Origin of the sequence: Sphingopyxis sp. (assembly GCF_035944815.1) — a bacterium.
Taxonomy (GTDB): Bacteria; Pseudomonadota; Alphaproteobacteria; order Sphingomonadales; family Sphingomonadaceae; genus Sphingopyxis.
This window is the reverse complement of sequence record NZ_DASZAU010000013.1, coordinates 435429-459275: the sequence shown is the minus strand read 5'-3', so window position 1 is coordinate 459275 and position 23847 is coordinate 435429. Positions and strand designations below refer to the sequence as shown.

The window sequence follows — 23847 nt, the reverse complement described above, 5'->3', positions numbered from 1 at the left end:
TCCCTATATCGTACCTATGACAAGCCCGACCGATCCCCGCCGCTTCCTCTATCGCGCCGACGCGCTCGACCCCGACCTCGCACAGAAGCTCGCGCGCGAGGCGCTCGCCAAGGCCGACGACGGCGAGCTTTATCTCCAGTATCGCGCGACCGAGAGCTTCGGTTTCGACGACGGGCGCCTCAAGACCGCCGATTATTCGACCGACGCCGGGTTCGGGCTGCGCGCCGTGTCGGGCGAGATGACGGGCTTTGCCCATGCCAGCGACGTCAGCGCCGGCGCGATCCGCCGCGCCGCCGAGACGCTCGCGCTGCTCGACCCGTCGAACCAGGCGCACGCCGCCCCGCCGCCGCGCACCAACCGCCATCTCTATGAAGAAGCGAACCCGCTCGACCTCATCCCCTTCGCGAAGAAGGTCGCGCTCTGCCAGGAAATCGACGCTGCAGCGCGCGCGCGCGATCCGCGCATCGTGCAGGTGTCGGTTGCGCTCGCGGGCAGCTGGTCGGTGGTCGAGATCGTCCGCGCCGACGGCTTCCTCGCGACCGACATCCGCCCGCTTGTCCGCCTCAACGTCTCGATCGTGGTCGAAGAGAATGGCCGCCGCGAAACCGGCTATTTCGGCCTCGGCGGGCGTTACATGTACGATCATCTCTTCGAACCCGCGCAGTGGAACCGCGCGATCGACGAGGCACTCGGCCAGGCGCTCGTCAACCTCCGTGCGGTCGACGCCCCCGCGGGCGAATTCACCGTTCTGCTCGGCCCCGGCTGGCCCGGCGTGCTGCTCCACGAAGCCGTCGGCCACGGACTCGAAGGCGATTTCAACCGCAAGGGCACCAGCGCCTTTTCGGGCCGGATCGGCGAACGCGTTGCCGCACCCGGCGTGACGGTCGTCGACGACGGCGCGATGGAAAGCCCGGTCGGCGGCGGCCGCCGCGGCTCGCTCAGTATCGACGACGAAGGCACGCCGACAGGCGAGACTGTGCTGATCGAGGACGGTATCCTCAAAGGCTATATGCAGGACCGGCTCAACGCGCGGCTGATGGGAGTCGAACCCACGGGCAACGGCCGCCGCGAAAGCTTCGCGCACGCGCCGATGCCGCGCATGACCAACACTTTCATGAAGGGCGGCAACGACGATCCCGCCGAGCTTCTGTCGCGCGTCAAGAACGGCATTTTCGCCAAAAGCTTCGGCGGCGGACAGGTCGATATCGTGTCGGGCAAGTTCGTTTTCAGCTGCACCGAGGCGTACAAGATCGAGAATGGCAAGCTGGGCGACTCGATCAAGGGTGCGACGCTGATCGGCGACGGGCCGAGCGTGCTCACCAAGGTCACCGGCATCGGCAACGACATGGCGATCGACGAAGGCATCGGCATCTGCGGCAAGGGCGGCCAGAGCGTCCCCGCGGGCGTCGGCCAGCCGACGCTGCTGGTCAGCGGGCTGACGGTTGGCGGCACGGCCTGACGCGTTCTCCGGCGAAAGCCGGGGTCTGTTTCGATGAACCGGGAACCGGCTTCTGCGGGCGGATTCAGCCTGTGACCCTGCTCACTTGGCGTTCGCGCATCGCGCGCATATAGAAAAGCCCAACAAAGAGAAGAATCGGTCGCATCATCCGCGGGGCTCTGCCCTCGCAACAGGGAGGGTAATATGCGTTCGAGTCTGCGTTTCATTTCCGTGGCTGCCGTCGCCGCGATGCTCGCCGCCGTTCCCGGTTCGGCGCAAAAGACCACCGGCCCCAAGGAACGGTACGAAATGGACGTCGCGACCATGTCGGGTTTCGCCGCGATGGCGAACGGCGGCAAGGGCGGGCTCGGCGGCGCGATGGGGATGATGTTCGGCGGCGATCCGTCGAGCAAGGTCGCGCACCAGCTCCTGCTTCGTCTCGGCTCGAACGACGCCGCCACCGCGCCGCCGCCAAAGGGCGACCATTTCTTCCAGCCGCAGGCCAAGATGGGCAAATCGGTCCCGCTGTTCTGGGAGGAAGGCAAGGAAGCGCCCGGAATGGACACGTTCGAGCGCCCCAAGGGCCGCCTGCTCCTCTATTGGGGATGCGGCGCCAAGGCGGGACCCGGCCAGCCGGTCGTGATCGATTTCGCCAAGGTCGCCGCCGGCCAGATTCCGCCGAATCTCTTCTCGAGCGCGGTCCCGGTGATCCGCGAAGTGAGCAAGGCGAACAGCCGCTCCTATATCGACTGGCCGAACAAGAAGGGCGGCAGGCAGCCCGGATCGGGCTCGTCGCTGCTCGGCGCGCACCGCATTGCGAGCAATATCGGCCCCGACATCAATTTCACGCTCGCGCAGGATTATATGCAGGGCCTCAGCGCCTCGACCGCGATCCAGGGCGACCAGTCGGTGATGCTACGCTGGAACTCGGTGCCCGGGGCGACGGGCTATGTCGCCTGGACGATCGGCGGCATGGGCAATGGCGGCGGCAAGAATGATGTCGGCGACATCGTCTGGTGGACAAGCAGCACGTCGAAGGAATTCGGCGGCGGCCTGTGGGACTGGTTGCCCCCGTCGGTGGTCGCGAACCTCGTCACCAAGAAGATCGTGATGCCGCCGTCGCAGACGAGTTGCCAGATCCCGGCCGAGGTCAAGAAGGCGTCGGGCGAAATGCTGATGGGCAATCTGAACGCCTTCGGTCCCGAGGCCAATTTCTCTTATCCGCCCAAGCCCGCGGGCAATGCCGTGTGGAACATCGACTGGACCGCGAAGGTACGCTTCCGTTCGCACACGATGTTGCTGGTCGGCGCCGATTTCGGGGGCATGGGCGGATCGGGCGGTGGGTCGTCGACCGGCGGCAGCGCGCCCGCAGAGCCCGCGAAGAAAAAGAAATGCAAAGGCCCGCTTGGCATCCCGCTGCCCGACGGAGCGTGCTGAATCGGCGACGAGTCAGCCCCTGTTCACGCACGGCGGCGTACAGGGGCCGCGGGTAGGGTGTGTTAGACAGGAGTCGAATCATGCGTCTGATCCCGACGCTCTTTATCGCCGCGGCGCTTGCCGCCGTTCCCGCCGCCTCGTCGGCACGCGAAAAACTCGCGCCCGAGGACCAGCTCGCCAAACTGCTCGAAGGCCGCGTCGCGGGCGAACCGCAGAACTGCCTGCCGTTGACAAGCCTCGGTAGCTCGCAGGTCATCGACAAGACCGCGATCGTCTATCGGGCGGGCAGCACCCTTTGGGTCAACCGTCCCGACGGCGGCGCCCAGTCGCTCGACGACGACGATATCCTCGTGCTCAAGACGACGGGCAGCCAGCTGTGCAGCATCGACACGATCGAACTGCGCGACCGGTCGAGCCATATGTACAGCGGCTTCGTGTCGCTCGGCAAATTCGTCCCCTATCGCCGCGCGAAGGCCGAATAGCCGCCTCGATACGTCATCCCGGCTTTCGCCGGGATGACGATCCGCTATGATCGCCGCATGACCGACAATCCGGACGATAACAGCCCGCCCCAGCCGCCCGCCGACTGGCCGGCGCAATTGCTCGCCTTCTGGTTCGACCACCATGGCATGGACGACTGGTATGGCGGCGGCCACGACTTCGACGAATCGGTGCGCGACCTTGCCGAAGGCTGGCATCGGGCGCTGCGTTCGCAGCCCGCGTCCGCCTTCCTCACCGATCCCGATACCGCACTCGCGGCGACGATCCTGTTCGACCAGGTCCCGCGCAACATCTATCGCGGCCACGCCGACGCCTTTGCGACCGACGATCTGGCGCGCGCGATCGCGCGCGGCATCGTCGAACATGGCTGGCACGAAAACTGGCCCGATGAGCGGCGCCAGTTCGCCTGCCTGCCCTTCCAGCATAGCGAGAATATCGCCGACCAGCGCGAATCGCTGCGCCTTTTCAACCAGTTCGACGACCCCTTGTTTCACGAATATGCGCAGAAGCATTTCGACGTCGTCGACCGCTTCGGCCGTTTCCCCCACCGCAACGCAGCGCTCGGCCGCGCGACGCGCGCCGACGAGGAAGCGGCGATAGAAGAGGGCAGGAATTGGTGATAGGCACATCGCCAACCGGAGACGAGCCATGGCCGAATTCACCGACACGCTGACCGAAAAACATATCGCCTTCATCGAAAGGCAGCCGGTCTATTTCACCGCGACCGCCGCCGCCGATGCGCGCATCAACCTGTCGCCCAAGGGCTATGCCGACAGCTTCAAGGTGCTCTCGGACGCCCAGGTCGCCTATCTCGACCTCGGCGGATCGGGCAACGAGACCCATGCCCATCTCGCCGCCGACGGACGCATCACCATCATGTTCTGCGCCTTCGACCGCACCGCGCTGATCCTGCGCATCTATGGCCGCGGCCGCCCCGTGTTGCCGCAGGATGCCGCGTGGGAGGCGCTCGCCGCCAACTTCACGCTGATCCCCGGCACCCGCCAGATTTTCGTGATCGACGTCGAAAGCGTCCAGACAAGCTGCGGATGGGGCGTGCCGATGATGGAATTGCAGCACGAACGCGACACGCTGCAGAAATATCACCGCCAGGCCGACCGCGACCTGTGGGTCGAAAAATTCAGGGAGCGCACGAAAAGCATCGACGGCCTGCCAACGCGCCCGACCGACCGTTTCATCGCGGGCGACGCCTGATGCCCTTGGTCGAACTGATACGCCTGCCCAACGGTGCTGAAGCTGAATTGCTGCGCGGCCGGCTCGAAAGCGCGGGGGTCCATGCCGTCTGCTTCGACGCGGGCATGAATATCGCCGAAAGCGTCGGCCTGCTCATCCCCGTCCGCATCATGGTGCTCGACGAGGACCTCGCCGAAGCGCAGGCACTGGTCGCCGAATTCGAGGGCGGCGGGAACGGAAACGCGGCCTGAGCGCTTGAAAAGCACATCATGATCAAGGTCGCCAGTTACAATATGCGCAAGGGCATCGGGCTCGACCGGCGCCGCGACCCCGGCCGGGTGCTGTCGGTGCTCACCGAACTCGACGCCGATATCGTCGCGCTGCAGGAGGCCGACCGCCGTTTCGGTACGCGCGCCAGCGCGATCCCCCCGCATATGTTCGAGGATCATAGCGACTATGTGCCGGTCGACCTGCTCAGCGGGCGTCCCTATGCGATCGGCTGGCACGGCAACGCGCTGCTCGTGCGCAAGGGCGCCGAGGTCGAGGAAAGCCACGCGCTCCACCTGCCGACGCTCGAACCGCGCGGGGCCGTCGCCGCGACGGTGCGGATCGGCGATACGCGGCTGCGCGTCGTCGGGATGCATCTCGACATTTCGGGGCTGCGCCGCCGCCAGCAAGCGCGTGCGATCCTGAACCATGTCGCCGAGGGCGAGCCCCTGCCGACGATCCTGATGGGCGACTGCAACGAATGGCGCGCGACCGGCGGCTGCATCGCCGACTTCGGCGCGCAGCACCGCCTCGTCGACACCGGCCACAGCTTCCACAGCCGCCGCCCGGTCGCCAAGCTCGACCGCATCTTTGCGACCCCCGACCTCGAAGCGGTGGACGCGGGCGTCCACCGGAGCGCGCTCGCCGCGCGGGCATCGGATCACCTGCCGATCTGGGCGCGGTTCCGAGCAACGAAATAGCAATCTTGCCTAAATTTTAGGCATCACCCTGCCTTTCCTGCCCATCGCGCGACCGATCAGGCGCGCCGCGGGGCAAAAAACCGTCACAAAATGTTAACTTTCGGCGCTCCCGCGCAATCTGGCACGCCCGTTGCAGTGCAACATCGTGCCATTAGCAAAAGGGGGCGTCATGAAGCTGATCCTGGCCATCATCAAACCATTCAAGCTCGACGAGGTGCGCGAGGCGCTCACCGGTCTGGGTATCGCCGGCATGACCGTGACCGAGGTCAAGGGTTTCGGCCGGCAAAAGGGGCAGACCGAAATCTACCGCGGCGCCGAATATGCCACCAACATGGTGCCCAAGGTGAAGATCGAGCTCGTCTGCGACGATGCGCTCGCACCGCGGGTGGTCGAAACGCTGCAGCAAAGCGCCGGCACCGGCTCGATCGGCGACGGCAAGATTTTCGTCCTCGACGTCGGTCAGGCCGTGCGCATCCGCACGGGCGAGACCGGCGAGGCGGCACTGTAATGACGAAGGGGGAAATTATGACGTTCGCAAACAAGATTGCGGCGGGCGCCGGGGCCGTGGGCCTTTCGCTGTTCGCCGCGCTGCCCGCCTGGGCGCAGGAAGCCGCCGCGGCGGTACCCGCCGCCGACCCGGTTCCGAACAAGGGCGACACCGCGTGGATGATGGTCTCGACCGTGCTCGTCATGGCGATGATCGTCCCCGGCCTCGCGCTCTTTTACGGCGGGCTCGTCCGCACGAAGAATATGGCCTCGGTCCTCACGCAGGTGCTCGCGGTCGCCGCGCTGGCGATGATCCTGTGGGTCATGTACGGCTACAGCCTTGCCTTCGGCGGCGACGCCAACCAGTTCATCTCGGCGGGCAAGCTTTTCCTTGCCGGCGTGACCGCGGACTCAACCGTCGCGACCTTCACCGACGGCGTCGTCATCCCCGAATTTGTGTTCATCGCCTTCCAGATGACCTTCTCGGCGATCACCGTCGCGCTGGTGCTCGGCGGCCTCGTCGAGCGCATGAAATTCTCGGCGGTGATGGTCTTCGCGATCGTCTGGCTGACCATCGTCTATTACCCGATCGCGCACATGGTCTGGTATCTCGGCGGTGACGATGCGTCGACCGGCCTGATCTTCGGCTGGGGCGCGCTCGACTTCGCGGGCGGCACCGTGGTCCACATCAACGCGGGCATCGCGGCGCTCGTCGGCGGCTTCATCATCGGCAAGCGCACCGGCTACCAGAAGGACATCATGGCGCCGCACTCGCTGACCATGACGCTGATCGGTACCGGCCTCCTGTGGGTGGGCTGGTTCGGCTTCAACGCCGGCTCGGCACTCGAAGCCAATGGTTCGGCCGGTCTCGCGCTGATCAACACCTTCGCCGCGACCGCCGCCGGCGTGCTCTTCTGGATGCTCACCGAACGCGCACTCGGCCACAAGGGCTCGCTGCTCGGCGCCTGTTCGGGTGCGATCGCCGGCCTCGTCGCCGTCACCCCGGCCGCCGGCAATTCGGGTCCGTTCGGCGCGATCCTGCTGGGCGCGATCGCCGGCGTCATCTGCTGCTGGTTCGTCATGAAGATCAAGCCCAAGCTCGGCTTTGACGACTCGCTCGACGTGTTCGGCATCCACGGCATCGGCGGCCTGATCGGTTCGGTCCTCACCGCAGTCACCATGCTGCCCGCACTCGGCGGCCCGGCCGGCGACGACTATGTCCTCGGCGCGCAGCTCGGCATCCAGATCAAGTCGGTGCTCGTTGCGGTCGCCTGGTCTGCGGTCGGCTCGGCCATCGCCTTCTATATCGCCAAGGCGGTCACCGGCGGGCGCGTCTCCGAAGAGGTCGAACGCGAAGGGCTCGACCTCGGCGAACATGGCGAGCGTGCCTATAATTATTGACGAGACAGGATACCCGTCGCCGCACGCTCTCTCCTTTCAAAACGGCGGCGACGGGATCCTACCCAGGTTCCTCCTGCGAACCACTGGCCGGGGCCTCGCCCCGGCCTTTTTTTGATTGCGGCCGGAAGGGCCACGGATCCGGGACCGACGTCCCAGGCCATTTTTTCACTGTGGCCGCAACGCAACAGGTCCGGGTAATTTTATTACGCGCAAATCGTCCCCCATTGCCTCTCACCCGCAAGAGGCGCACCTTCGCGCCCGGACCAGCGTCAGATTGGCCACCAGGAGGAGGATTATTATGAATGCACGGGCATCTTTGCTCGCAGGCCTGTCGTGTCTTGCGCTCGCGAGCGCCCCGGCAGCGGCGCAGGAAACGCCATCGGACAGCTATGACGGCAACGAGATTATCGTCACCGCGACCAAGCGCGATGCCAGCCTGCAGGACGTACCTTTTTCGATCAACGCGCAGACCGAACGGGCAATCGAGCGCGCCAACGCAAGCACGGTCGAGGATCTGTCGCGCAACGTTGCGGGCCTGACCGTCCAGAATCTCGGGCCGGGCCAGAGCCAGGTATCGGTGCGCGGCGTGTCTGCGGGTCAGATCGCGCGCGACCAGCCGGGCGTCAAGGAACAGGTCGGCGTCTATCTCGACGAATCGGTCGTCTCGCTGTCGCTCTTCACGCCGGACCTCGACCTGTTCGACCTGAACCGCGTCGAGACGCTGCGCGGACCGCAAGGCACGCTGTTCGGCTCGGGGTCGGTCGGCGGCACGCTCCGCTACATCACCAACCAGCCGAACATCGACCGCGTCGAGGGCAAGGTCGAAGGCAATGTGAATCTCGTCGACGGCGATGATTTCGGAGGCCATCTGAAGGGCGCGATCAACCTGCCGATCAGCCAGAAACTCGCCGTGCGCGCGGTCGGTTACTACACGCGCTACGGCGGCTTCATCGACGCGCTACGCGAAGGCGGCGGCGTGACCGAGGACGTCAACAGCGGCGAACGCTATGGCGGGCGCTTCTCGCTGCTCTGGAAGCCGGCCGAGAATGTCTCGATCACCCCGCGCTTCGTCTATCAGAAGGTCAAGACCGACGGCTTCAACCGGCAGGAAGTTTACAATCTCTTCGCCAACCGGTTCACGACGACGCGCCCGCAGGTGACCTTTGACGAGCGCCAGCAATATCTGCTGCTCGACGAGGCGTTCGAGGACGAGGTCAAGCTCTTCGACCTCACGATGAACTATGACGGCGACGTCATCGGCGTGACGTCGGTGACCTCCTATACCGACCGCGACATCCTCGTCAGCCGCGACGCGAGCGCGCTCACGGGCAGCGTGTCGGCCGACCTCGGCTTTCCCGACGCGGGCATCCGGCTGCCCTCGAACCTCGTCGACACCACCGGGGTCAAGCAGTTCACGCAGGAAGTGCGCGTCAACTCGGCGGGCACCGGCCCCTTCCAGTGGCTGGTCGGCGGCTATTACGCCAACGTCAAACGCGACTATACCCAGCGCCTGCCGACACCGGGTTACGACGCCTTCACCGATGCAACCCTCGGCGCTGGAACCTCGGCGGCGGTGGCGAACGGCTTCGGCCCCGATTCACCCTACAACGCCGACATTCCCTATGATCTGTCGCAAATCGCGATCTTCGGCGAGGTCAGCTACGACCTGACCGAGCGCTTCACGGCGACGCTCGGCGGGCGCTATTATGCCTTCGACGAAACGCGGCGCTTCGTGTCGGGAGGGCTGTTCACGAACGGCGACAATGACCGCGACAAGACATCGTCGAGCGGATTTTCGCCGCGCCTGCTCTTGAGCTACGACGTCGCTGACGGCATCACGCTCAACGCGCAGGCGTCGAAGGGCTTCCGCCTCGGCGGCGTCAACGATCCGCTCAACCTGCCGCTCTGCGACGGGGGCAATCCGGGCGGCCCCGATGCCGAGACGTTTGGCGGCCGGCCGCGCTACGACGACGAAACGCTGTGGAATTATGAAGGCGGGGTGAAGGCGCAGTTCGGGGGCATCACCTTCAACGCGGCGGGCTTCTACACCAAGATCAACAATCTGCAGGTCACCGCCGATGCCGGCAGCTGCTCGTCGCGCATCGTGTTCAACGCCGACGCGCATACGATGGGGCTCGAATTCGAACTGTCGGCCAGCCCCGTCACCGGGCTCGATCTCGGCCTGTCGGGCAGTTATGTCGAAGCCGAATTCGATTCGACGCTCACGCGGCCGAACGGAACGGTGATCGAAGGCATCCGCAACGGCAACCGCCTGCCTTCGGTACCGAAGTTCCAGATGGCGGCGAACGCCACCTACAGCTTCCCGATCGACGCATCGGGGAACAGCAACGCCTTCGTGACCGCGTCGTTCCAGCATGTCGGCAGCCGCTACACCCAGCCGGGCGATCAGGAGAATAACCCGCGGACCTTCGTCCACGGCTTCACCTTCGGCGGCGCGCCGATCGGTTCGGCGACGACGCTCGACCTCAAGCTGCCCGACTATCAGCTGGTCAACATCGGCGCGGGCATCGAGTTTCCGAACGAGCTCGAAGTCTCGGTCTATGTGAACAATCTGCTCGACGAGAATGCGCTGCTCGCCTTCGACCGCGAGCGGGGCGGGCGGGCCCGCCTCGGCTTTGCAACGAACCAGCCGCGCACATTCGGCGTCACCGTTCGCAAGGGTTTCTGATCGCGAATGGGACCGGTCGCGGCGTCGACCGGCCCCATTTTGCTGCATGCTGCAATGCACAATAAACAGGCAGCGCTGCCGCAAATTTAGGCCTTTTCAACATGACATTAATATGGCATTCATTGGGTCAACAGTTTCAGGAGGGGAGAGCCTGAAAGGCTGGGCCGGGACGCAAGTCCCGGCCCTCTTTTTTTTGTGCGCAGCATGCACACACTCCAAAACCCCAGGATTTCAGCCTTTGTTGCGGCGATAGTGCAGCACGGCAAAGACGCGCCAGCTGCCGTCGTCCTGCAGCACCGAATCGCTGACGACCAGCCGGTCGGGCGCCTCCAGCCGATAGGTCGACCGGCCGATTTCGACGTCGGCGCGCCCCCAGTTTGCGGTCCATTCATGGGGCCCGACACGCCCCGCGACCGGGCGCGTCCGGCCGTGGCTGTCGGTCCAGTTTCCACGCACCCGGCCCTTGCCGTCGACGCGGTAAATCCCCTCCGCCGAATAGGCCGGCGCGCCGGCAATCGACAGGCGATAGGCGAGCCGCGTCGCATCGGGGTCGGACGCCGGGCCGATGTCGAGTGCCGCCGTCGCGGGTTTGCCAAAGGCCTCGCCCTCGCCAACCCACGCGCCCTGCCATGCGGCAAGCGACGGAATCCCGGCGGGCGCCGCCGGCGCAGTCAGCGCCAGCACCGCCCACCAGAACGACGTCATGCCGCCATCTCGGATTGGGAAAACATGAAGGCGTTGCCGTCGGGATCATAGAAGGTGATCAGCTTCACCAGCCCGGGGATATGCTGGATATCGCCATCCTGCCGGACGCCCTCTGCGTCGAGATGCGCTTTCGCCGCGTCGATGTCGGCGACCTCGAACACGTTGGTCGCCCCGCCGCCCTGCACCACCGTTTCGACCTGGCTTAGCCCGATATTGACCCCCGCCATCGGCGTTTTCAGTTCGCACCAGCCGATCTCGTCGGCGCGGTAGAGCAGCTCGCACAACATCACCCGCTCATACCATGCGATCGCGGCGGTCATATCCTTCACCCCCATCGAACAGGTGAGTTCGGATCCGATCTGAAGCACCATGTCATTCCTCCCATCCTTGCAAAGCGCCGGGCATGACGGGAATCATCGGGCCCAAGTCGCTTGCCTCTATAGTCCGTTTTGTATAGTTAGTTGCAAATGCGGTCAACCACACCCGACATGCTGCTCGTGCAGCTCGGCAGCCATCGCTGGCTGGTGCCGTTGCTCGCCGATCTGGCGGCGCATAGGGGCGCGCGGTTCGTCGAGCTGATCCACCGGTTGGGGCTGCCGCGCGACAGCCTGACCCGCACGCTCGACGCGGCCACGGCGATCGGCTGGGTGCAACGCAACCCCGGCCACGGTCATCCGCTCCGCCCCGAATATATCCTCACCGAAACGGGCAAGGCGGCTGCCGCACGCGCGGCGACGATCAGCGAGGCACAGAGCGCAATCGGCCTGCCTCCCGGCGCCGCGACGCGTTGGGGCCTCCCCCTCGTCGCCGGGATCGGCGCCGGTCACGACCGCTTCAACGCGCTTTCGCGCCTGCTTGCGCCCGCCACCCCCCGCGCGCTGTCGCAGGGACTGACCGCGCTCGGCCGCCATGGGCTGGTAACGCGCGAAGTGCTCGATTTGCGCCCACCGGCCAGCCGCTATGATCTAACCGGGAGCGGCGCGCTGCTCGCCGCGGCGTGCGCCGCCTAATTCAGCGCAGCCCTCACGAAATCGGCCGCGCGCTCGCCGATCATGATGCTCGGCGCGTTGGTGTTGCCGCTCACCAGCCGCGGCATGACACTCGCATCGGCGACCCACAGCCCGTCGACGCCTTTCAGCTTCAGCGCCGGATCGACCACCGCATCGGCGTCGCTGCCCATGCGGCAGGTCCCGACGGGGTGATAGACGGTGTCGGCGCGGCTGCGGATCAATGCGTCGAGCGCCGCATCATCGTCGATATTCACCGGGTGGCGGTCGACCCCCGCATAGTCGGACAGCGGCGGCGCCGCGGCGATACGGTGCATCATCCGTACGCCAGCCCTCAAAGTCGCCATGTCGCGCGCGTCGGTCAGGAAACCGGGGTCGATCACCGGCGCGGCAGCGGCGTCGGCCGACGCCAGCGTCACCGTCCCGCGGCTCTCGGGCCGCAGCACGCAGGCGTGGCACGAAAAACCGTGCCCCTTCACCTTCGTGCGCCCATGATCCTCGAGCATCGCGGGCACGAAATGATATTGGATGTCGGGCGCGGGCAGGTCGGGGTGCGATTTCCAGAAGCCGCCCGCTTCGGCGAAACAGGTCGTCATGATGCCGCTACGCTGGGTGCGATGCTCGAAGATCGCCTTGATCATCCGCCAGGTACCGCCGGCGCTGTCGCCGAAGGGTTCGGTCGAGCGCGTTTCCCAGCTCGACACATAATCGATATGATCCTGCAGATTGTCGCCGACGCCGGCGCGATCGGCGACGACGTCGATGCCCTTGTCGCGCAGGTGCGCGCCCGGCCCGATCCCCGACAGCATCAGGATTTGCGGACTGTTGAACGCGCCCGCCGACAGGATCACCCCGCCACGCGCGCGCAGCGTCTCGCGCCTCGAACCGCGGCGGATCACCACGCCGGTCGCGCGGCCGTCCTCGACGACGATCTTCTCCACCAGTGCGCCAGTCCGGACCGCAAAATTGCCATGCTCGCGCAGCGGCTCGACATAGGCGCGCGCCGCCGACCAGCGCTCGCCGCCCTTCTGCGTCACCTGATAGAGGCCAAACCCCTCCTGCTGCGCACCGTTGAAATCGGGGGTGCGCGGCAATTGCAGCGCCGCCGCGCTTTCGACGAAGCGCCGGCTCGTCACATTGGGCCAGCGCTGGTCCATGACGTTGAGCGGCCCGCCGCTCCCGTGAAAATTGTCGCTGCCGCGTTCATTATGTTCGGCGCGTTTGAAATAGGGGAGCACGTCGGCATAGCTCCACCCCGTCGCGCCCAGCGACGCCCACTGGTCGTAATCGAAGGCATGGCCGCGGATATAGACCATCGCGTTGATCGCGCTCGACCCGCCGAGCCCGCGCCCGCGCGGCTGGTATCCGGTGCGCCCGTTCAGCCCCTTTTGCGGCACCGTTTCATATTTATAGTTCGACGTATTCCGGATGAAGGGCATGAAGCCCGGCGTCTTGATCAGCATATTGTCGTTGCGCCCGCCCGCCTCGACCAGGCAGACGCTGCGCTTGCCGTCCTCGGCAAGCCGGCCCGCCGCCGCGCTGCCCGCGCTGCCTCCGCCAATGACGATGATGTCGAACTGATCCATGCTTGCGCCTCTCCCTCGCGCCGCCTGGCTGGCGGTCTCCCCGGATGCTTACATGAATGTCATTAGGCGGCGAAGCAAGCTGCCAGATGCAATGGTCTCAGATGCAGTTGCCGTTGAGACATGCCGCCAGCAAAAGCAGCGAAGGCGCGGCGCAAAGCGCGAGCAACAGGCCTCCACTCACGATCAGCCAATGATTTCCGGAACGCTAGCCGGCGATAGCGCCCACAAGGAAAACGGCGACACAAAGGAGCGAGACCAGCCATAGTCCCGATCCGGCCGAGCCCGCAAAAATCATCACCCCGCCATAGTGCAAGCCGGCAATGCTGGCGAACAGCGCCAGCGCGATCGGCATAGCACCCGCCACGAACGCCAGCACATCCCAGTAGCGCCAGCGGGTATCGCTCACTCCGCCGGTTCCTCGACCGGCCGTCCGGCCGCCCAGCGTTCCTTGATCGTCGCGCTCGTCGCGCGGCTGCCGTCGTGGCTCCAGCCAGGCTCGCGCCACATATAGTCGAGCTTGTGCCGCCACGGCGCGGCCCACACGTCCTTCGCGATCCCGACCCATTCATGCACCGCGGCCCACAGGATGTTGAAGCTGCCGAGCTGCTTGACGATACCATAACGCACCGGATCGTCGTCGCGTTCGGCGACGAAGCTGCCGAACATCTTGTCCCAGATGATGAAGACGCCGGCATAATTGGCGTCGAGATAGCGCGGGTTCACCCCGTGGTGGACGCGGTGGTGCGACGGCGTGTTCATCACCGCCTCGAACCACTTCGGCAACCGCTTGATCGCCTCGGTATGGATCCAGAACTGATAGATCAGGTTGAGCCCCGCGCAGAAGAACACCATCGCGGGCGGAAAGCCGATCAGGAAAAGTGGAAGGCGGAACAGGAAGGTCAGGCTGAAAAAGCCGGTCCACGTCTGCCGGAGCGCGGTCGACAGATTATAATGCTGGCTGCTGTGGTGGATGACATGGCTTGCCCAGAACCAGCGCACACGATGCGCGCTGCGGTGAAAGGCATAATAGGCAAGATCGTCGAGGAAGAAGCAGAGGATCCACGCCCACCACCATTGGCTGAACTCGATGCCGATATCGAACAACCGGTATTGATACACGAACACCGACATACCGATCACCGCCGCGCCGACGAACGCGCCGGCAACCTGGCTGAACGTGCCGAGCATCAGCGAGGTCAGCGTATCGCGTGCCTCGTACCGGCTCTTGTCGCGGCGGAGCGAGAAGAGCATCTCGGCGATGAGCAACAGGATGAAGGCGGGAACGGCATAGACGACGGGATCGGGCAATTCAGGCACGCACGATCTCCCGCATCCGGCTCGCCCACATCCCCGCATCCTTCCCCAGCTGCAACGTCACCGCGCCGAATGTCTTCTCCGGCATCGTCAATGTCAGGAAATCCTTGTCGAGCCGGCCGATCACACCGGCATCGACCGGGCGCGCGGCGAAAAAATTACCGTGCGCACGCACCAGCATCATCCGCCCCTCGGCATTTTGCACGATCGCCGCAAAGCCCGCGCGGTCGCGCGCGACCTCGACACCCCCGAACCCCGCTTCGGCCTCTTCGGCCAGCCGGATCGCGTGCGCCGCATCCTCGATGCGCGGATCGGCGCCGAGCCCGATCCTGCCAACCAGCCAGGCGACGAAAAACACGGCGGCGAGCGACGCGCCGAGCTGGATCAGTTCGGCCTGGTTCATTTTTCGCCGGCGAGTGCGTCGAGCATCGGCCGCAGCCCGGTCAGGTCGTACCCCGCCTTTGCCGCCGCCTCGACGATGGCGTCAAGGTCTTCGCCCGCGCGCGCGCGCGCCAGCGCCCAGAGATGCGTCGAGCGCGTTCCCGACCGGCAATAGGCGAGAATCGGGCCCGTCGCATCGGTCAACAATTTGTCGAGCGCGTCGATCTGCGCGTGGCTGAAACCAGCATGGCCGATCGGGATCGCGGCATAGGCCAGCCCCTCGGCGGCGGCGGCGTGCGCGATGTCACCGCCCTGCGGCGCCGAAGGCTCTTCGCCGTCGGGGCGATTGTTGACCAGCATCGCAAAGCCCGCAGCCTTGGCCTCGGCCACATCCTCGATGCTGATTTGCGGGGCGACGCTGAAGTCGGCGGACAGGGGTCGAAAATCGCTCATGCCAGCGATCTACTCCTGCCACGCGCTTGCTGACAAGAGTGAAGGCGCGTTACCGTTTTCCTTGCCGCGCGCTTCGCCTAGTGTCGGGACATGGACGATCATTTTAAATGGGCCTTCGGCTATTGCGCGGCGCGTGGATATGGCCCTCCGGTCGCCGCGACCGACCCCTCGACGCTCTGGTTCGATGCCGGAAAGCCCGATCAGGCCGGCCGCTTCATTCTGGGCGCTGCGTCGGGCATCGCAGCGGCCACCGTCTTCGCCGCGGTCGGGGCGCCCAATATCTTTGTCGATATCGCGGGCGCGCGCGAAACGATCCTTCCGCACATTCCGCCACGTTGGCAACCGCGCGACCCGATGTGGCTGATGGCGGCCGGTGCCGACGTGCCCGCGGCAGCACTCACGCCCGATTTCACGATCGAAGTCGCAGAAGACACCGACCGTTTCGAAGCGATCGCGCGGTACGCGGACGGATCGCTCGCCGCGCGCGGAGTCCTCGGCATCCATGGCACGACCGCCGTCTATGACCAGATCGTGACCGAGCCGCAGTTCGGCCGCCGCGGGCTGGGGTCGGCGATCATGGCCGAACTCGGCCGCTGTGCCGCCGGCCGCGGCGCAACCGAGCGCCTGCTGGTCGCGACCGCCGACGGCAAGGCACTCTATGAACGACTGGGCTGGACGCTCCGCAGCGACATCGTGTCGGTCATTTCGCCGGACTAGCCGGCAACGGGATCAGAACTGCCGGATCACATTCAGGAACGCATCGCCCCACGCGTCGAGCTTCTTGCCCCCGACCCCCGGAATGTCGGCGAGCGCGCTCCGCGTCGCGGGTCGCTCGCTCGCCATCGCGCGCAGCACCGCATCGTGAAAGATGACATAGGGCGGCACATTCGCCTCCGCCGCCAGCTCGCGCCGCATCGCGCGCAGCGCATCGAACAGCGGATCGCCGACCGGGTTCGCCGCGGCGCGGTCCGCACGGCCCGCGCGCTGCGTCCGTTTCACCGGCGGCTCGGCGATCAGCACCTGCGTCTCGCCCTTCATAACCGCGCGCCCCTCGCGCCCGAACATCAGCCCGCCATGTTCGGTCGTCTCGAGCGCCTCGCGCGCGACGAGCGTGCGGACGAGCGGCTTGATCAGCCGCGCTTCCTCGCCCGCGACGATGCCGAACACCGACAATTTGTCGTGGCCGCGCTGGGCGATCCGTTCGTCGCTCTTGCCGGTCAGCACCGCCTCGACATGCCCCGCGCCATAGCTTTGGCCCGTGCGATAGACCGCCGACAGCAGTTTCTGCGCGAGCACGGTCGCATCGACCTGTCGCGGCGGTTCGAGGCAATTATCGCAATTGCCGCAGCGTTCGGGCGGGGTCTCACCGAAATGGCGGAGCAGCAGCGCGCGGCGGCATTCGACCGTCTCGACCAGTGCCGCGAGCGAATTGAGCCGCGCCCGCTCGCCCGCAAGCCGCGCTTCGGGCAGCTCGCCCAGCCGCATCCGCGCGCGCGCGAAATCCTCGGCACCCCACAGCATCAGCGCCTCGGCGGGATCGCCGTCGCGGCCGGCGCGGCCGGTTTCCTGATAATAGCTCTCGATCGACTTCGGAAGGCCCGCATGTGCGACGAAACGCACGTCGGGCTTGTCGATCCCCATGCCGAAGGCGACCGTCGCGGTCACGATGCCGTCCTCCGACGCAACGAAATCATGCTGCACCTGCGCGCGCCGTTCGGGGTCGAGCCCGGCGTGATAGGCGGCAACGCTGCGCCCCGTCGCCGCCGCAAGCTTCGCCGCCATCCGCTCGGTCCCGTCGCGCGTGGGACAATAGACGATGCCGGGCCCCGGATTGGCGGCGATGAAATCGGTGAGCTGTTTCGCCGGGCTCACCCGCGGCGTTACGCGATAGCGGATATTGGGCCGGTCGAACCCGGCGAGCACCAGTCCTTCGGCCGGGATGCCGAGCTGGACGAGGACATCCTCGCGCGTATGCTTGTCGGCGGTGGCCGTCAGCGCAAGGCGCGGCACCGCGGGAAAGGCGTCGAGCAACGGACGCAGCAACCGGTAATCGGGGCGGAAATCATGTCCCCATTCCGAAACGCAATGCGCCTCGTCGATCGCGAAGAGCGCCGGCGTGCGTGCCTCCATCAGCGATCGAAACCCCTCGCCCGTCGCGCGCTCGGGCGCGATGTAGAGGAGGTCGAGCTGGCCGTCGCGATACGCCTGCCGCGTATCGGCGAAATCGGCATCGACGCTGGTCAGGCTAGCCGCACGAATCCCCGCCGCGCGCGCGCCGCGCAGCTGGTCGTGCATCAGCGCGATCAAGGGCGACACGACAACCACGCAGCCATCGAGCGCGACCGCCGGCAGCTGATAGGTCAGCGACTTGCCCGCGCCGGTCGGCATCACCGCAAGCGTGCGCTCGCCCGCCATCACCCGCGCGACCACATCGCCCTGACGGCCGCGAAAATGGTCGAAACCGAAGGTCGTTTTGAGCAGCGGGAGAAGAGCGTCGGCGGACATTGTGCGAGGGCGATAGGGCGGATGGGGAGGAGAGGGAAGCCCCGGACTCATCCAGACGGACAACAAATCAACGTGGGGACTAAGCCCGTGTCAGCATCGCCCGTTCGGCCATCCGCGACGCGGTCTCGCGTTCGGCCATCACGACATGGTCGGCGCCGCGTCGTACCAGATCGGTCACTTCCTCGTCCGAATGCGCGCGCGCGACGATCACCAGCTTCGGGTTGATCGCACGCGCGCGGCGAACGATCGCCCCCGCCTCGACCCCCTCGGGGATCGCGATCAGCAGCGTCGACGCCTCGTCGAGCCCTGCCTGCCGCAGGATGCTTTCCTTGGTCGCGTCGCCGACGATCACCGTTGCGCCCGCTTCCTTTGCCGCGGCCGCCATGTCCTTCTGGTCCTCGATCACCGTCAGCCCCTCGCCGCGGCCGCAGATCATGCTGCCGATATGGCTGCCGACGCGGCCGTAGCCGATCAGCACGACGCCCGCGTTGCACGGTTCGGGCGCATCTTCGGCGACGTCGCCCGGGACGTCCTCGACCGGCTCGTCGGCGCGGATGCGCTTCACCGCCAATGTGAAGAGGATGGGATTGAACAGGATCGACAGCAGCGAACCGGCAAGGATCAGGTCGCGCCCCGTCTCGGGCAGCACCTCCAGCCCGACACCGAGCCCCGCGAGGATGAAGGAGAATTCGCCGATCTGCGCGAGGCTCACCGAAATCGTCAGCGCGGTCTGCGACTTGTGGCCGAAGGCACGGACGAGCGCATAGGCCGCGACCGACTTGCCGACGACGATGATCGCGACCGTCGCGATCACCGGCAGCGGCTGCTCGACGATCACCTTGGGGTCGAAAAGCATGCCCACCGACACGAAGAACAGCACCGCGAACGCATCGCGCAGCGGCAGCGTCTCCTCGGCCGCGCGCCGCGACAGCTGCGTCTCGCCGAGGATCATGCCCGCGAAAAAGGCACCGAGTGCGAACGACACGTCGAAAATCACCGCCGCGCCGAACGCGACCCCGAGGGCAATCGCCAGCACCGCGAGCCGGAACAGCTCGCGCGATCCCGAATGCGCGACCCAGTGCAGCACCCACGGCAGGACGCGGCGCGCGATCAGGAACATGAAGGCGGCGAAGCCGACGACCTTGACCAGCACGATCCCCGCCGACTGGAGCAGCCCCGCACTCACCCCCTCGTCGCCGCGGTCGCCGAACATCGCAGGCAGCAGCACGAGCGCGAGCACCATCACCAGATCCTCGACGATCAGCCAGCCGACCGCGATCCGGCCCTTTTCGGTCTCGACCATGTCGCGCGCCTGCAGCGCACGCAGCAACACGACGGTCGACGCGACCGACAGCGCCAGCCCGAACACTGCGCTGCCCTCGACCGACCAGCCAAGATACAGGCCCAGCATCATGCCGAGCGCGGTCGCCACGGCGATCTGCGCGATCGCCCCCGGCACCGCGATCTTGCGCACCGACAGCAGGTCTTTCAGCGAGAAATGGAGGCCGACCCCGAACATGAGCAGGATCACGCCGATTTCGGCAAGCTGCATCGCCAGCCCGGTGTCGGCGACGAAGCCCGGGGTGAAGGGGCCGACGAGGATGCCCGCGAGCAGATAGCCCGCAATCGGCGAAATCTTGAGCCGGTGCGCGAGCGCCCCCATCAGGAAGGCAACGCCAAGGCCCGCGACGATGGTTCCGATCAGCGTGGTATCATGCGGCATGACCCCTTGCGTAGAGGGGCGGTGCGCGCGGGGTCAACCCAAGCCAACCATTTTCGTTACGATTGAACCATCAGGCGGCATGGACCCGCGCGTCGTTGCCCTCGCCGCCGTTCGCTACCCCGCGCCCCGGCCGCCCGATCAGGAAACCCTGCGCCTCGTCGCAGCCTTCGCGGCGCAGCACGTCGAGCTGTTCGGGCGTCTCGATGCCTTCGGCGAGGATCGGGATCGACAGGCTTTTACCGAGCGCCAGCACCGCACGCAGGATCGCCGTCGACTGGATATTGCCCTCGAGCTCGGCAGCGAAGAAGCGGTCGAGCTTGATCTTGTCGAACGGAAAGGCGCGCAGCGTCTCGAGCGACGAATAGCCCGTACCGAAATCGTCGAGCGCGACCCCGACGCCAAGCGCCTTGATCTGGCGCAGCACGTGCAGCGCGCGTTCGCGGTCGGCGATGATCGCGGTCTCGGTCAGCTCGATCTCGAGCCGCCGCGGCGGCAGCCCGGTGTCGAGCAAGATCTGGTGGAACAGCCGCGGCAGGTCGACATGCGCCAGCTGGAGCGGCGAGACATTGACCGCGACCTTCGATTGGTGCGGCCAGGCCGCGGCATCGCTGCACGCGCGCCGCATCACCCATTCGCCGAGCGTCAGGATAAAGCCGTTCGCCTCGGCGAGCGGGATGAACACCGCCGGCGGGATCGCCCCGCGCGCGGGGTGCGTCCAGCGCAGCAGCGCCTCATAACCGGTGACCTCGCCCGTCGTAACCGATGTCTGGACCTGGTAATGGACGTCGAGCTGGTCGCGGTCGATCGCGTTTCGCAGATCGGTCGCGAGTTCGCGCTGGTCGCGGATCGCCTCGTCGAGCTGCCAGTCGTAATGGCACGGCACCGTCGCGGCGTCGGCCTTCGCGCGGTACATCGCAAGGTCGGCGTTGTTCGCCAGCATTTCGGCGGTTGCCGCATCGTCGGGGAAAACCGCGACGCCGATGCTCGCGCCCAGCCGCGCCTCGAAATCGGGAAAGACCAGCGGCGTCTTGAGTTCGGCGTCGAGCCGCGCGGCGAACGCCACCAGCTGCGCGCGGTCGGTAAAGCGCGTCAGCGCGACGAACTCGTCGCCGCCGAGCCGCGCGACGAACTCATTGTGACCAAGTGTATCGCGCATCCGCTGCGCAATCCGCGCGAGCACCTCGTCGCCCGCCTTGTGGCCGTGGACGTCGTTGATTTCCTTGAACCGGTCGAGGTCGATCGCGCACAGGCCGACGCGCTCGCCGCTCACCAGCGCCGCGCCGATCTGCCGCGACAGCTCGGCGCGAAAGGCGGTGCGGTTGGGCAGGCCGGTCAGCGCGTCGTTCATCGCCATCCGCGTCAGCTCGCGCATCGCCTCCGAGCGCGTCTGGCGGTCGAGCATCGCGGCGAACACGCCCGCCGCGATCACGATCCCGCCGACGAGTACCGTCGCGAGCGCGAGCGCGTTGAATTCGGACGGGCGCAGCGGCGTCTCGTCGAGCGCCATCGGGGTGATCCGCATCGCCGTCATCGCAAGGAAATGGAGCGACGCGATCGCGAGGACGATCAGCAGGGTCGCTAGCGGAACGCGGTAACGCACCTCGCGGCCCGTACGCAGCACGGTCAGCGCCGCGGCGGCGAAGGCCATGCCGCTCATGACCGCAGCTGCGATATAATTGCCGTCCCACGCGACGATGCCGTCGACGCGGTACGCGGTCATGCCGGTGAAGTGCATCGCCGCGATCGCGGCGCCGAAAAGCGCACCGCCGATTGCACCGAAAATCTCCTTCTTGCCCCACGCGGCAACCGCAAAACCGATGAAGGAGCCGACCATCGCGACCATCAGCGACGCGATGGTCAGCACCGGATCGAGCGTCACCGGCGCCTTCGCCTCGAACGCGAGCATCGCGACGAAATGCGTGCACCAGATCGTCGCGCTCGCGGCAACCGCGACCAGGAAGGCCCAGGCGATTCCCTGCGAGCGCTGCGCATCGCGCGCGCGCTCGAACATCTGGACGATCGCGAACGCGCCGACGCCGCAAATCGCAACCGCCAGCGCCACGAGCCACGGATCGTGGTCGATCGCGATACACATCGCCAGCCTGATCAAAATCCCACCTTTCGCCTCGAGCGTCCGCCTGTGATGCGGACGGGTCCCCAAAGGCCCAATTGGTGGAAATCACTTACAAAATTGTAAACGCCGGGATTCCGCGATGCTCAGGCCTCGACGGTGCCCTCGTCGCGCTCGGCCTGCTGGCGCGCCCACATGTCGGCATAGAGCCCGCGCATCGCGAGAAGCTGGTCGTGCGTCCCCGTCTCGGCAACGCGGCCCTTCTCGAGCACGATGATCCGGTCGGCATTCGTCACCGTCGACAAGCGGTGTGCGATCACCAGGGTCGTGCGCCGCGCCGCGATGCGCTCGAGCGTATCCTGAATCGCCGCCTCGGTGCGGCTGTCGAGCGCACTCGTCGCTTCGTCGAGGATCAGCAGCGGCGGGTTCTTGAGCAGCGTGCGCGCGATCGCGACGCGCTGCTTCTCGCCGCCCGAAAGCTTCAGCCCACGCTCGCCGACCTCGGTCTCATAGCCCTGCGGCAACAGCGCAATGAAACCGTCGATCGCCGCGCCCTCAGCCGCTTCCGCAATGGCTTCGGCGCTCGCCCCCTCGCGGCCATAGGCGATGTTGTAACCGATGCTGTCGTTGAACAGCACCGTGTCCTGCGGGACGATGCCGATTTCGGCGCGCAGGCTTTTTTGCGTGACCTTCGCGATATCCTGATCGTCGATCATGATGCGCCCGCCCTGCGGATCGTAGAAGCGGAAGAGCAGCCGCGCGATCGTCGACTTGCCCGCGCCCGACGGCCCGACGATCGCCAGCGTCTCGCCCGCGCCGACCGCAAAGCTCACGCCGTTCAGGATCGTGCGGTCGGGCTCATATCCGAACACGACATTGTCGAACGTCACCGCGCCGCCATTCACGACGAGCGGCCAGGCGTCCGGGGCATCGGCGATCTCGGACGGGGTGTCGATCAGGCGGAACATCGCCTCCATGTCGATCAGCCCCTGCCGGATCACGCGATAGACCATGCCGAGCATGTCGAGCGGGCGGAACAACTGCGCGAGCAAGGTGTTCACCAGCACCACGTCGCCGACCTTATATTCGCCGACAGACCAGCCCCACACCGTATAGGCCATCGCGCCGGCAAGCGCGGCGTTGGTGATCAGGCTCTGCCCGATGTTGAGCCAGGCAAGGCTGTTTTCGCTCTTCACCGCGGCGCGCGCATATTGGTCGGCGACATCGCGGTACCGCGCTTCCTCGCGCTCTTCGGCGCCGAAATATTTGACCGTCTCGTAATTGAGCAGGCTGTCGACGCTGCGCCCGATCGTCAGTGTGTCGAGGTCGTTCATCCGCGTGCGCAGCGCGTTGCGCCAGTCGGTCACCTTGCGCGTGAAGATGATATAGACGACAACCATCAGCGCGGTGGCGCTGGCAAGGCCGAAGCTGAACTTGGTCCAGAAGATGATCAGCACCGCCGCAAGCTCGATCACCGTCGGCGCGATATTGAACAGCAGGAAATAGAGCATCGTGTCGATGCTCTTGGTGCCGCGCTCGATCACCTTCGTGACCTCGCCCGTCCGCCGCGCGAGGTGGAAACGCAGGCTCAGCGCGTGCAGATGGCTAAAGGTCGTAATCGCGAGTTCGCGTGTCGCATCCTGCCCGACGCGTTCGAACACGACGTTGCGGAGGTTGTCGAACAGGACCCCGGCAAAGCGCGCGCCGGCATAGGCGAGCACCAGCCCGATCGCGAGCGCCGCGCCCTCCTCCATTCCCGGCACCATCTTGTCGATCGCGGCGCCATAGAGAAAGCCCATCGAAAGCTGCACGCCCTTCGACGCGAGCACGATCAGCCCCGCGAGAACGATGCGCAGCTTCGCCTCGCCCTGCCCGGCGGGCCACAAATAGGGAAGGAACCGCTTCAGCGTCGCAAGGACGGGCGGTTCGCGGCTGGCATCGGCAGAGGTGGAGGTGTCGGGCGGCATGGAGGCCCCATGTAGGGCGCCGAT

23 protein-coding genes are annotated in these 23847 nt (G+C 66.2%); 12 read left to right on the top strand and 11 right to left on the bottom strand.

Annotated elements, in window-relative coordinates; all coding sequences use genetic code 11:
• Positions 1 to 16: 16 nt before the first annotated feature.
• The 10 genes from tldD (at position 17) to VGU00_RS19560 (ending at position 10111) form a co-directional block, all read left to right on the top strand.
• Positions 17 to 1459: a metalloprotease TldD gene (tldD, locus tag VGU00_RS19605; protein WP_327471560.1), complete on the top strand. Its 1443-nt coding sequence runs from the start codon at positions 17 to 19 to the stop codon at positions 1457 to 1459.
• Positions 1460 to 1642: 183 nt separating this feature from the next.
• The gene (locus VGU00_RS19600; protein ID WP_327471558.1) at positions 1643 to 2875 is read left to right on the top strand and encodes a hypothetical protein; all 1233 of its coding nucleotides are present in this window, start codon (positions 1643 to 1645) and stop codon (positions 2873 to 2875) included.
• 80 nt (positions 2876 to 2955) lie between these two features.
• The gene (locus tag VGU00_RS19595; RefSeq protein WP_327471556.1) at positions 2956 to 3357 is read left to right on the top strand and encodes a hypothetical protein; all 402 of its coding nucleotides are present in this window, start codon (positions 2956 to 2958) and stop codon (positions 3355 to 3357) included.
• A gap of 33 nt (positions 3358 to 3390) precedes the next feature.
• Positions 3391 to 3996 carry a DUF924 family protein gene (locus VGU00_RS19590; protein ID WP_327471554.1) on the top strand — a complete coding sequence of 202 codons (606 nt, stop codon included), beginning with the start codon at positions 3391 to 3393 and terminating at the stop codon, positions 3994 to 3996.
• A gap of 28 nt (positions 3997 to 4024) precedes the next feature.
• Positions 4025 to 4588, top strand: a complete 564-nt coding sequence (locus VGU00_RS19585; protein ID WP_327471552.1) for a pyridoxamine 5'-phosphate oxidase family protein — start codon at positions 4025 to 4027, stop codon at positions 4586 to 4588.
• Complete coding sequence (locus VGU00_RS19580) at positions 4588 to 4818, top strand: DUF2007 domain-containing protein (RefSeq protein ID WP_327471550.1); 231 nt, start codon at positions 4588 to 4590, stop codon at positions 4816 to 4818. The genes VGU00_RS19585 and VGU00_RS19580 overlap by 1 nt, the downstream gene beginning before the upstream one ends.
• Positions 4819 to 4836: 18 nt before the next feature.
• Positions 4837 to 5535 carry an endonuclease/exonuclease/phosphatase family protein gene (locus tag VGU00_RS19575; protein WP_327471549.1) on the top strand — a complete coding sequence of 233 codons (699 nt, stop codon included), beginning with the start codon at positions 4837 to 4839 and terminating at the stop codon, positions 5533 to 5535.
• 169 nt (positions 5536 to 5704) lie between these two features.
• Complete coding sequence (locus VGU00_RS19570; protein WP_003043080.1) at positions 5705 to 6043, top strand: P-II family nitrogen regulator; 339 nt, start codon at positions 5705 to 5707, stop codon at positions 6041 to 6043.
• A 17-nt stretch (positions 6044 to 6060) separates the two neighbouring features.
• Complete coding sequence (locus VGU00_RS19565) at positions 6061 to 7422, top strand: ammonium transporter (protein WP_327471547.1); 1362 nt, start codon at positions 6061 to 6063, stop codon at positions 7420 to 7422.
• Positions 7423 to 7720: 298 nt separating this feature from the next.
• Complete coding sequence (locus VGU00_RS19560) at positions 7721 to 10111, top strand: TonB-dependent receptor (RefSeq protein ID WP_327471545.1); 2391 nt, start codon at positions 7721 to 7723, stop codon at positions 10109 to 10111.
• Positions 10112 to 10342: 231 nt separating this feature from the next.
• On the opposite strand, the gene VGU00_RS19555 is transcribed toward VGU00_RS19560, so the two are convergent.
• Positions 10343 to 10816, bottom strand: a complete 474-nt coding sequence (locus VGU00_RS19555; RefSeq protein ID WP_327471543.1) for a hypothetical protein — start codon at positions 10814 to 10816, stop codon at positions 10343 to 10345.
• Positions 10813 to 11187 (bottom strand): VOC family protein, encoded by a 375-nt coding sequence (locus VGU00_RS19550; RefSeq protein ID WP_327471542.1) that lies wholly within the window; start codon positions 11185 to 11187, stop codon positions 10813 to 10815. Before VGU00_RS19550 ends, VGU00_RS19555 begins: the two co-directional genes overlap by 4 nt.
• A gap of 96 nt (positions 11188 to 11283) precedes the next feature.
• Here VGU00_RS19550 and VGU00_RS19545 point away from each other — a divergent pair, with 96 nt between their 5' ends.
• Positions 11284 to 11826, top strand: a complete 543-nt coding sequence (locus tag VGU00_RS19545; RefSeq protein ID WP_327471540.1) for a winged helix-turn-helix transcriptional regulator — start codon at positions 11284 to 11286, stop codon at positions 11824 to 11826.
• On the opposite strand, the gene VGU00_RS19540 is transcribed toward VGU00_RS19545, so the two are convergent.
• The 5 genes from VGU00_RS19540 to VGU00_RS19520 all read right to left on the bottom strand — a co-directional run bounded on the left by VGU00_RS19540 (position 11823) and on the right by VGU00_RS19520 (position 15557).
• Positions 11823 to 13409 carry a GMC family oxidoreductase gene (locus tag VGU00_RS19540; protein ID WP_327471538.1) on the bottom strand — a complete coding sequence of 529 codons (1587 nt, stop codon included), beginning with the start codon at positions 13407 to 13409 and terminating at the stop codon, positions 11823 to 11825. The genes VGU00_RS19545 and VGU00_RS19540 overlap by 4 nt on opposite strands.
• 205 nt (positions 13410 to 13614) lie before the next feature.
• On the bottom strand, positions 13615 to 13815 hold the full coding sequence (locus VGU00_RS19535) for a hypothetical protein (RefSeq protein ID WP_327471536.1): 201 nt from the start codon (positions 13813 to 13815) through the stop codon (positions 13615 to 13617).
• Positions 13812 to 14726, bottom strand: coding sequence for a sterol desaturase family protein (locus VGU00_RS19530; protein WP_327471534.1), 915 nt, complete (start codon positions 14724 to 14726; stop codon positions 13812 to 13814). The genes VGU00_RS19535 and VGU00_RS19530 overlap by 4 nt, the downstream gene beginning before the upstream one ends.
• Positions 14719 to 15126 (bottom strand): hypothetical protein, encoded by a 408-nt coding sequence (locus VGU00_RS19525; RefSeq protein ID WP_327471532.1) that lies wholly within the window; start codon positions 15124 to 15126, stop codon positions 14719 to 14721. The genes VGU00_RS19530 and VGU00_RS19525 overlap by 8 nt, the downstream gene beginning before the upstream one ends.
• Positions 15123 to 15557 carry a TIGR01244 family sulfur transferase gene (locus tag VGU00_RS19520; RefSeq protein ID WP_327471530.1) on the bottom strand — a complete coding sequence of 145 codons (435 nt, stop codon included), beginning with the start codon at positions 15555 to 15557 and terminating at the stop codon, positions 15123 to 15125. Before VGU00_RS19520 ends, VGU00_RS19525 begins: the two co-directional genes overlap by 4 nt.
• Before the next feature lie 90 nt (positions 15558 to 15647).
• Here VGU00_RS19520 and VGU00_RS19515 point away from each other — a divergent pair, with 90 nt between their 5' ends.
• Positions 15648 to 16274, top strand: a complete 627-nt coding sequence (locus VGU00_RS19515; RefSeq protein WP_327471528.1) for a GNAT family N-acetyltransferase — start codon at positions 15648 to 15650, stop codon at positions 16272 to 16274.
• 12 nt (positions 16275 to 16286) lie between these two features.
• Here VGU00_RS19515 and recQ read toward each other — a convergent pair whose 3' ends face one another.
• From recQ to VGU00_RS19495, 4 genes are all read right to left on the bottom strand, one after another.
• Complete coding sequence (gene recQ, locus VGU00_RS19510) at positions 16287 to 18062, bottom strand: DNA helicase RecQ (protein ID WP_327471526.1); 1776 nt, start codon at positions 18060 to 18062, stop codon at positions 16287 to 16289.
• A 79-nt stretch (positions 18063 to 18141) separates the two neighbouring features.
• Positions 18142 to 19785, bottom strand: a complete 1644-nt coding sequence (gene ybaL, locus VGU00_RS19505) for a YbaL family putative K(+) efflux transporter (protein WP_327471524.1) — start codon at positions 19783 to 19785, stop codon at positions 18142 to 18144.
• Positions 19786 to 19855: 70 nt separating this feature from the next.
• Positions 19856 to 21880: a putative bifunctional diguanylate cyclase/phosphodiesterase gene (locus VGU00_RS19500; RefSeq protein WP_327471522.1), complete on the bottom strand. Its 2025-nt coding sequence runs from the start codon at positions 21878 to 21880 to the stop codon at positions 19856 to 19858.
• Between the two features lie 122 nt (positions 21881 to 22002).
• The gene (locus VGU00_RS19495; RefSeq protein WP_327471520.1) at positions 22003 to 23823 is read right to left on the bottom strand and encodes an ABC transporter ATP-binding protein/permease; all 1821 of its coding nucleotides are present in this window, start codon (positions 23821 to 23823) and stop codon (positions 22003 to 22005) included.
• Positions 23824 to 23847 lie beyond the last annotated feature (24 nt).

Bases quoted from the DNA above. Each gene is read 5' to 3' on its own strand.
- VGU00_RS19525 (WP_327471532.1), bottom strand. From the start codon at position 15,126: ATGAACCAGGCCGAACTGATCCAGCTCGGCGCGTCGCTCGCCGCCGTG.
- VGU00_RS19550 (WP_327471542.1), bottom strand. From the start codon at position 11,187: ATGGTGCTTCAGATCGGATCCGAACTCACCTGTTCGATGGGGGTGAAG.
- VGU00_RS19545 (WP_327471540.1), top strand. From the start codon at position 11,284: ATGCGGTCAACCACACCCGACATGCTGCTCGTGCAGCTCGGCAGCCAT.
- VGU00_RS19560 (WP_327471545.1), top strand. From the start codon at position 7,721: ATGAATGCACGGGCATCTTTGCTCGCAGGCCTGTCGTGTCTTGCGCTC.
- recQ (WP_327471526.1), bottom strand. From the start codon at position 18,062: ATGTCCGCCGACGCTCTTCTCCCGCTGCTCAAAACGACCTTCGGTTTC.
- VGU00_RS19540 (WP_327471538.1), bottom strand. From the start codon at position 13,409: ATGGATCAGTTCGACATCATCGTCATTGGCGGAGGCAGCGCGGGCAGC.
- VGU00_RS19565 (WP_327471547.1), top strand. From the start codon at position 6,061: ATGACGTTCGCAAACAAGATTGCGGCGGGCGCCGGGGCCGTGGGCCTT.
- VGU00_RS19500 (WP_327471522.1), bottom strand. From the start codon at position 21,880: ATGTGTATCGCGATCGACCACGATCCGTGGCTCGTGGCGCTGGCGGTT.
- VGU00_RS19515 (WP_327471528.1), top strand. From the start codon at position 15,648: ATGGACGATCATTTTAAATGGGCCTTCGGCTATTGCGCGGCGCGTGGA.
- VGU00_RS19495 (WP_327471520.1), bottom strand. From the start codon at position 23,823: ATGCCGCCCGACACCTCCACCTCTGCCGATGCCAGCCGCGAACCGCCC.
- VGU00_RS19580 (WP_327471550.1), top strand. From the start codon at position 4,588: ATGCCCTTGGTCGAACTGATACGCCTGCCCAACGGTGCTGAAGCTGAA.
- VGU00_RS19590 (WP_327471554.1), top strand. From the start codon at position 3,391: ATGACGATCCGCTATGATCGCCGCATGACCGACAATCCGGACGATAAC.
- ybaL (WP_327471524.1), bottom strand. From the start codon at position 19,785: ATGCCGCATGATACCACGCTGATCGGAACCATCGTCGCGGGCCTTGGC.
- VGU00_RS19575 (WP_327471549.1), top strand. From the start codon at position 4,837: ATGATCAAGGTCGCCAGTTACAATATGCGCAAGGGCATCGGGCTCGAC.
- VGU00_RS19585 (WP_327471552.1), top strand. From the start codon at position 4,025: ATGGCCGAATTCACCGACACGCTGACCGAAAAACATATCGCCTTCATC.
- VGU00_RS19570 (WP_003043080.1), top strand. From the start codon at position 5,705: ATGAAGCTGATCCTGGCCATCATCAAACCATTCAAGCTCGACGAGGTG.
- VGU00_RS19520 (WP_327471530.1), bottom strand. From the start codon at position 15,557: ATGAGCGATTTTCGACCCCTGTCCGCCGACTTCAGCGTCGCCCCGCAA.
- VGU00_RS19600 (WP_327471558.1), top strand. From the start codon at position 1,643: ATGCGTTCGAGTCTGCGTTTCATTTCCGTGGCTGCCGTCGCCGCGATG.
- tldD (WP_327471560.1), top strand. From the start codon at position 17: ATGACAAGCCCGACCGATCCCCGCCGCTTCCTCTATCGCGCCGACGCG.
- VGU00_RS19555 (WP_327471543.1), bottom strand. From the start codon at position 10,816: ATGACGTCGTTCTGGTGGGCGGTGCTGGCGCTGACTGCGCCGGCGGCG.
- VGU00_RS19595 (WP_327471556.1), top strand. From the start codon at position 2,956: ATGCGTCTGATCCCGACGCTCTTTATCGCCGCGGCGCTTGCCGCCGTT.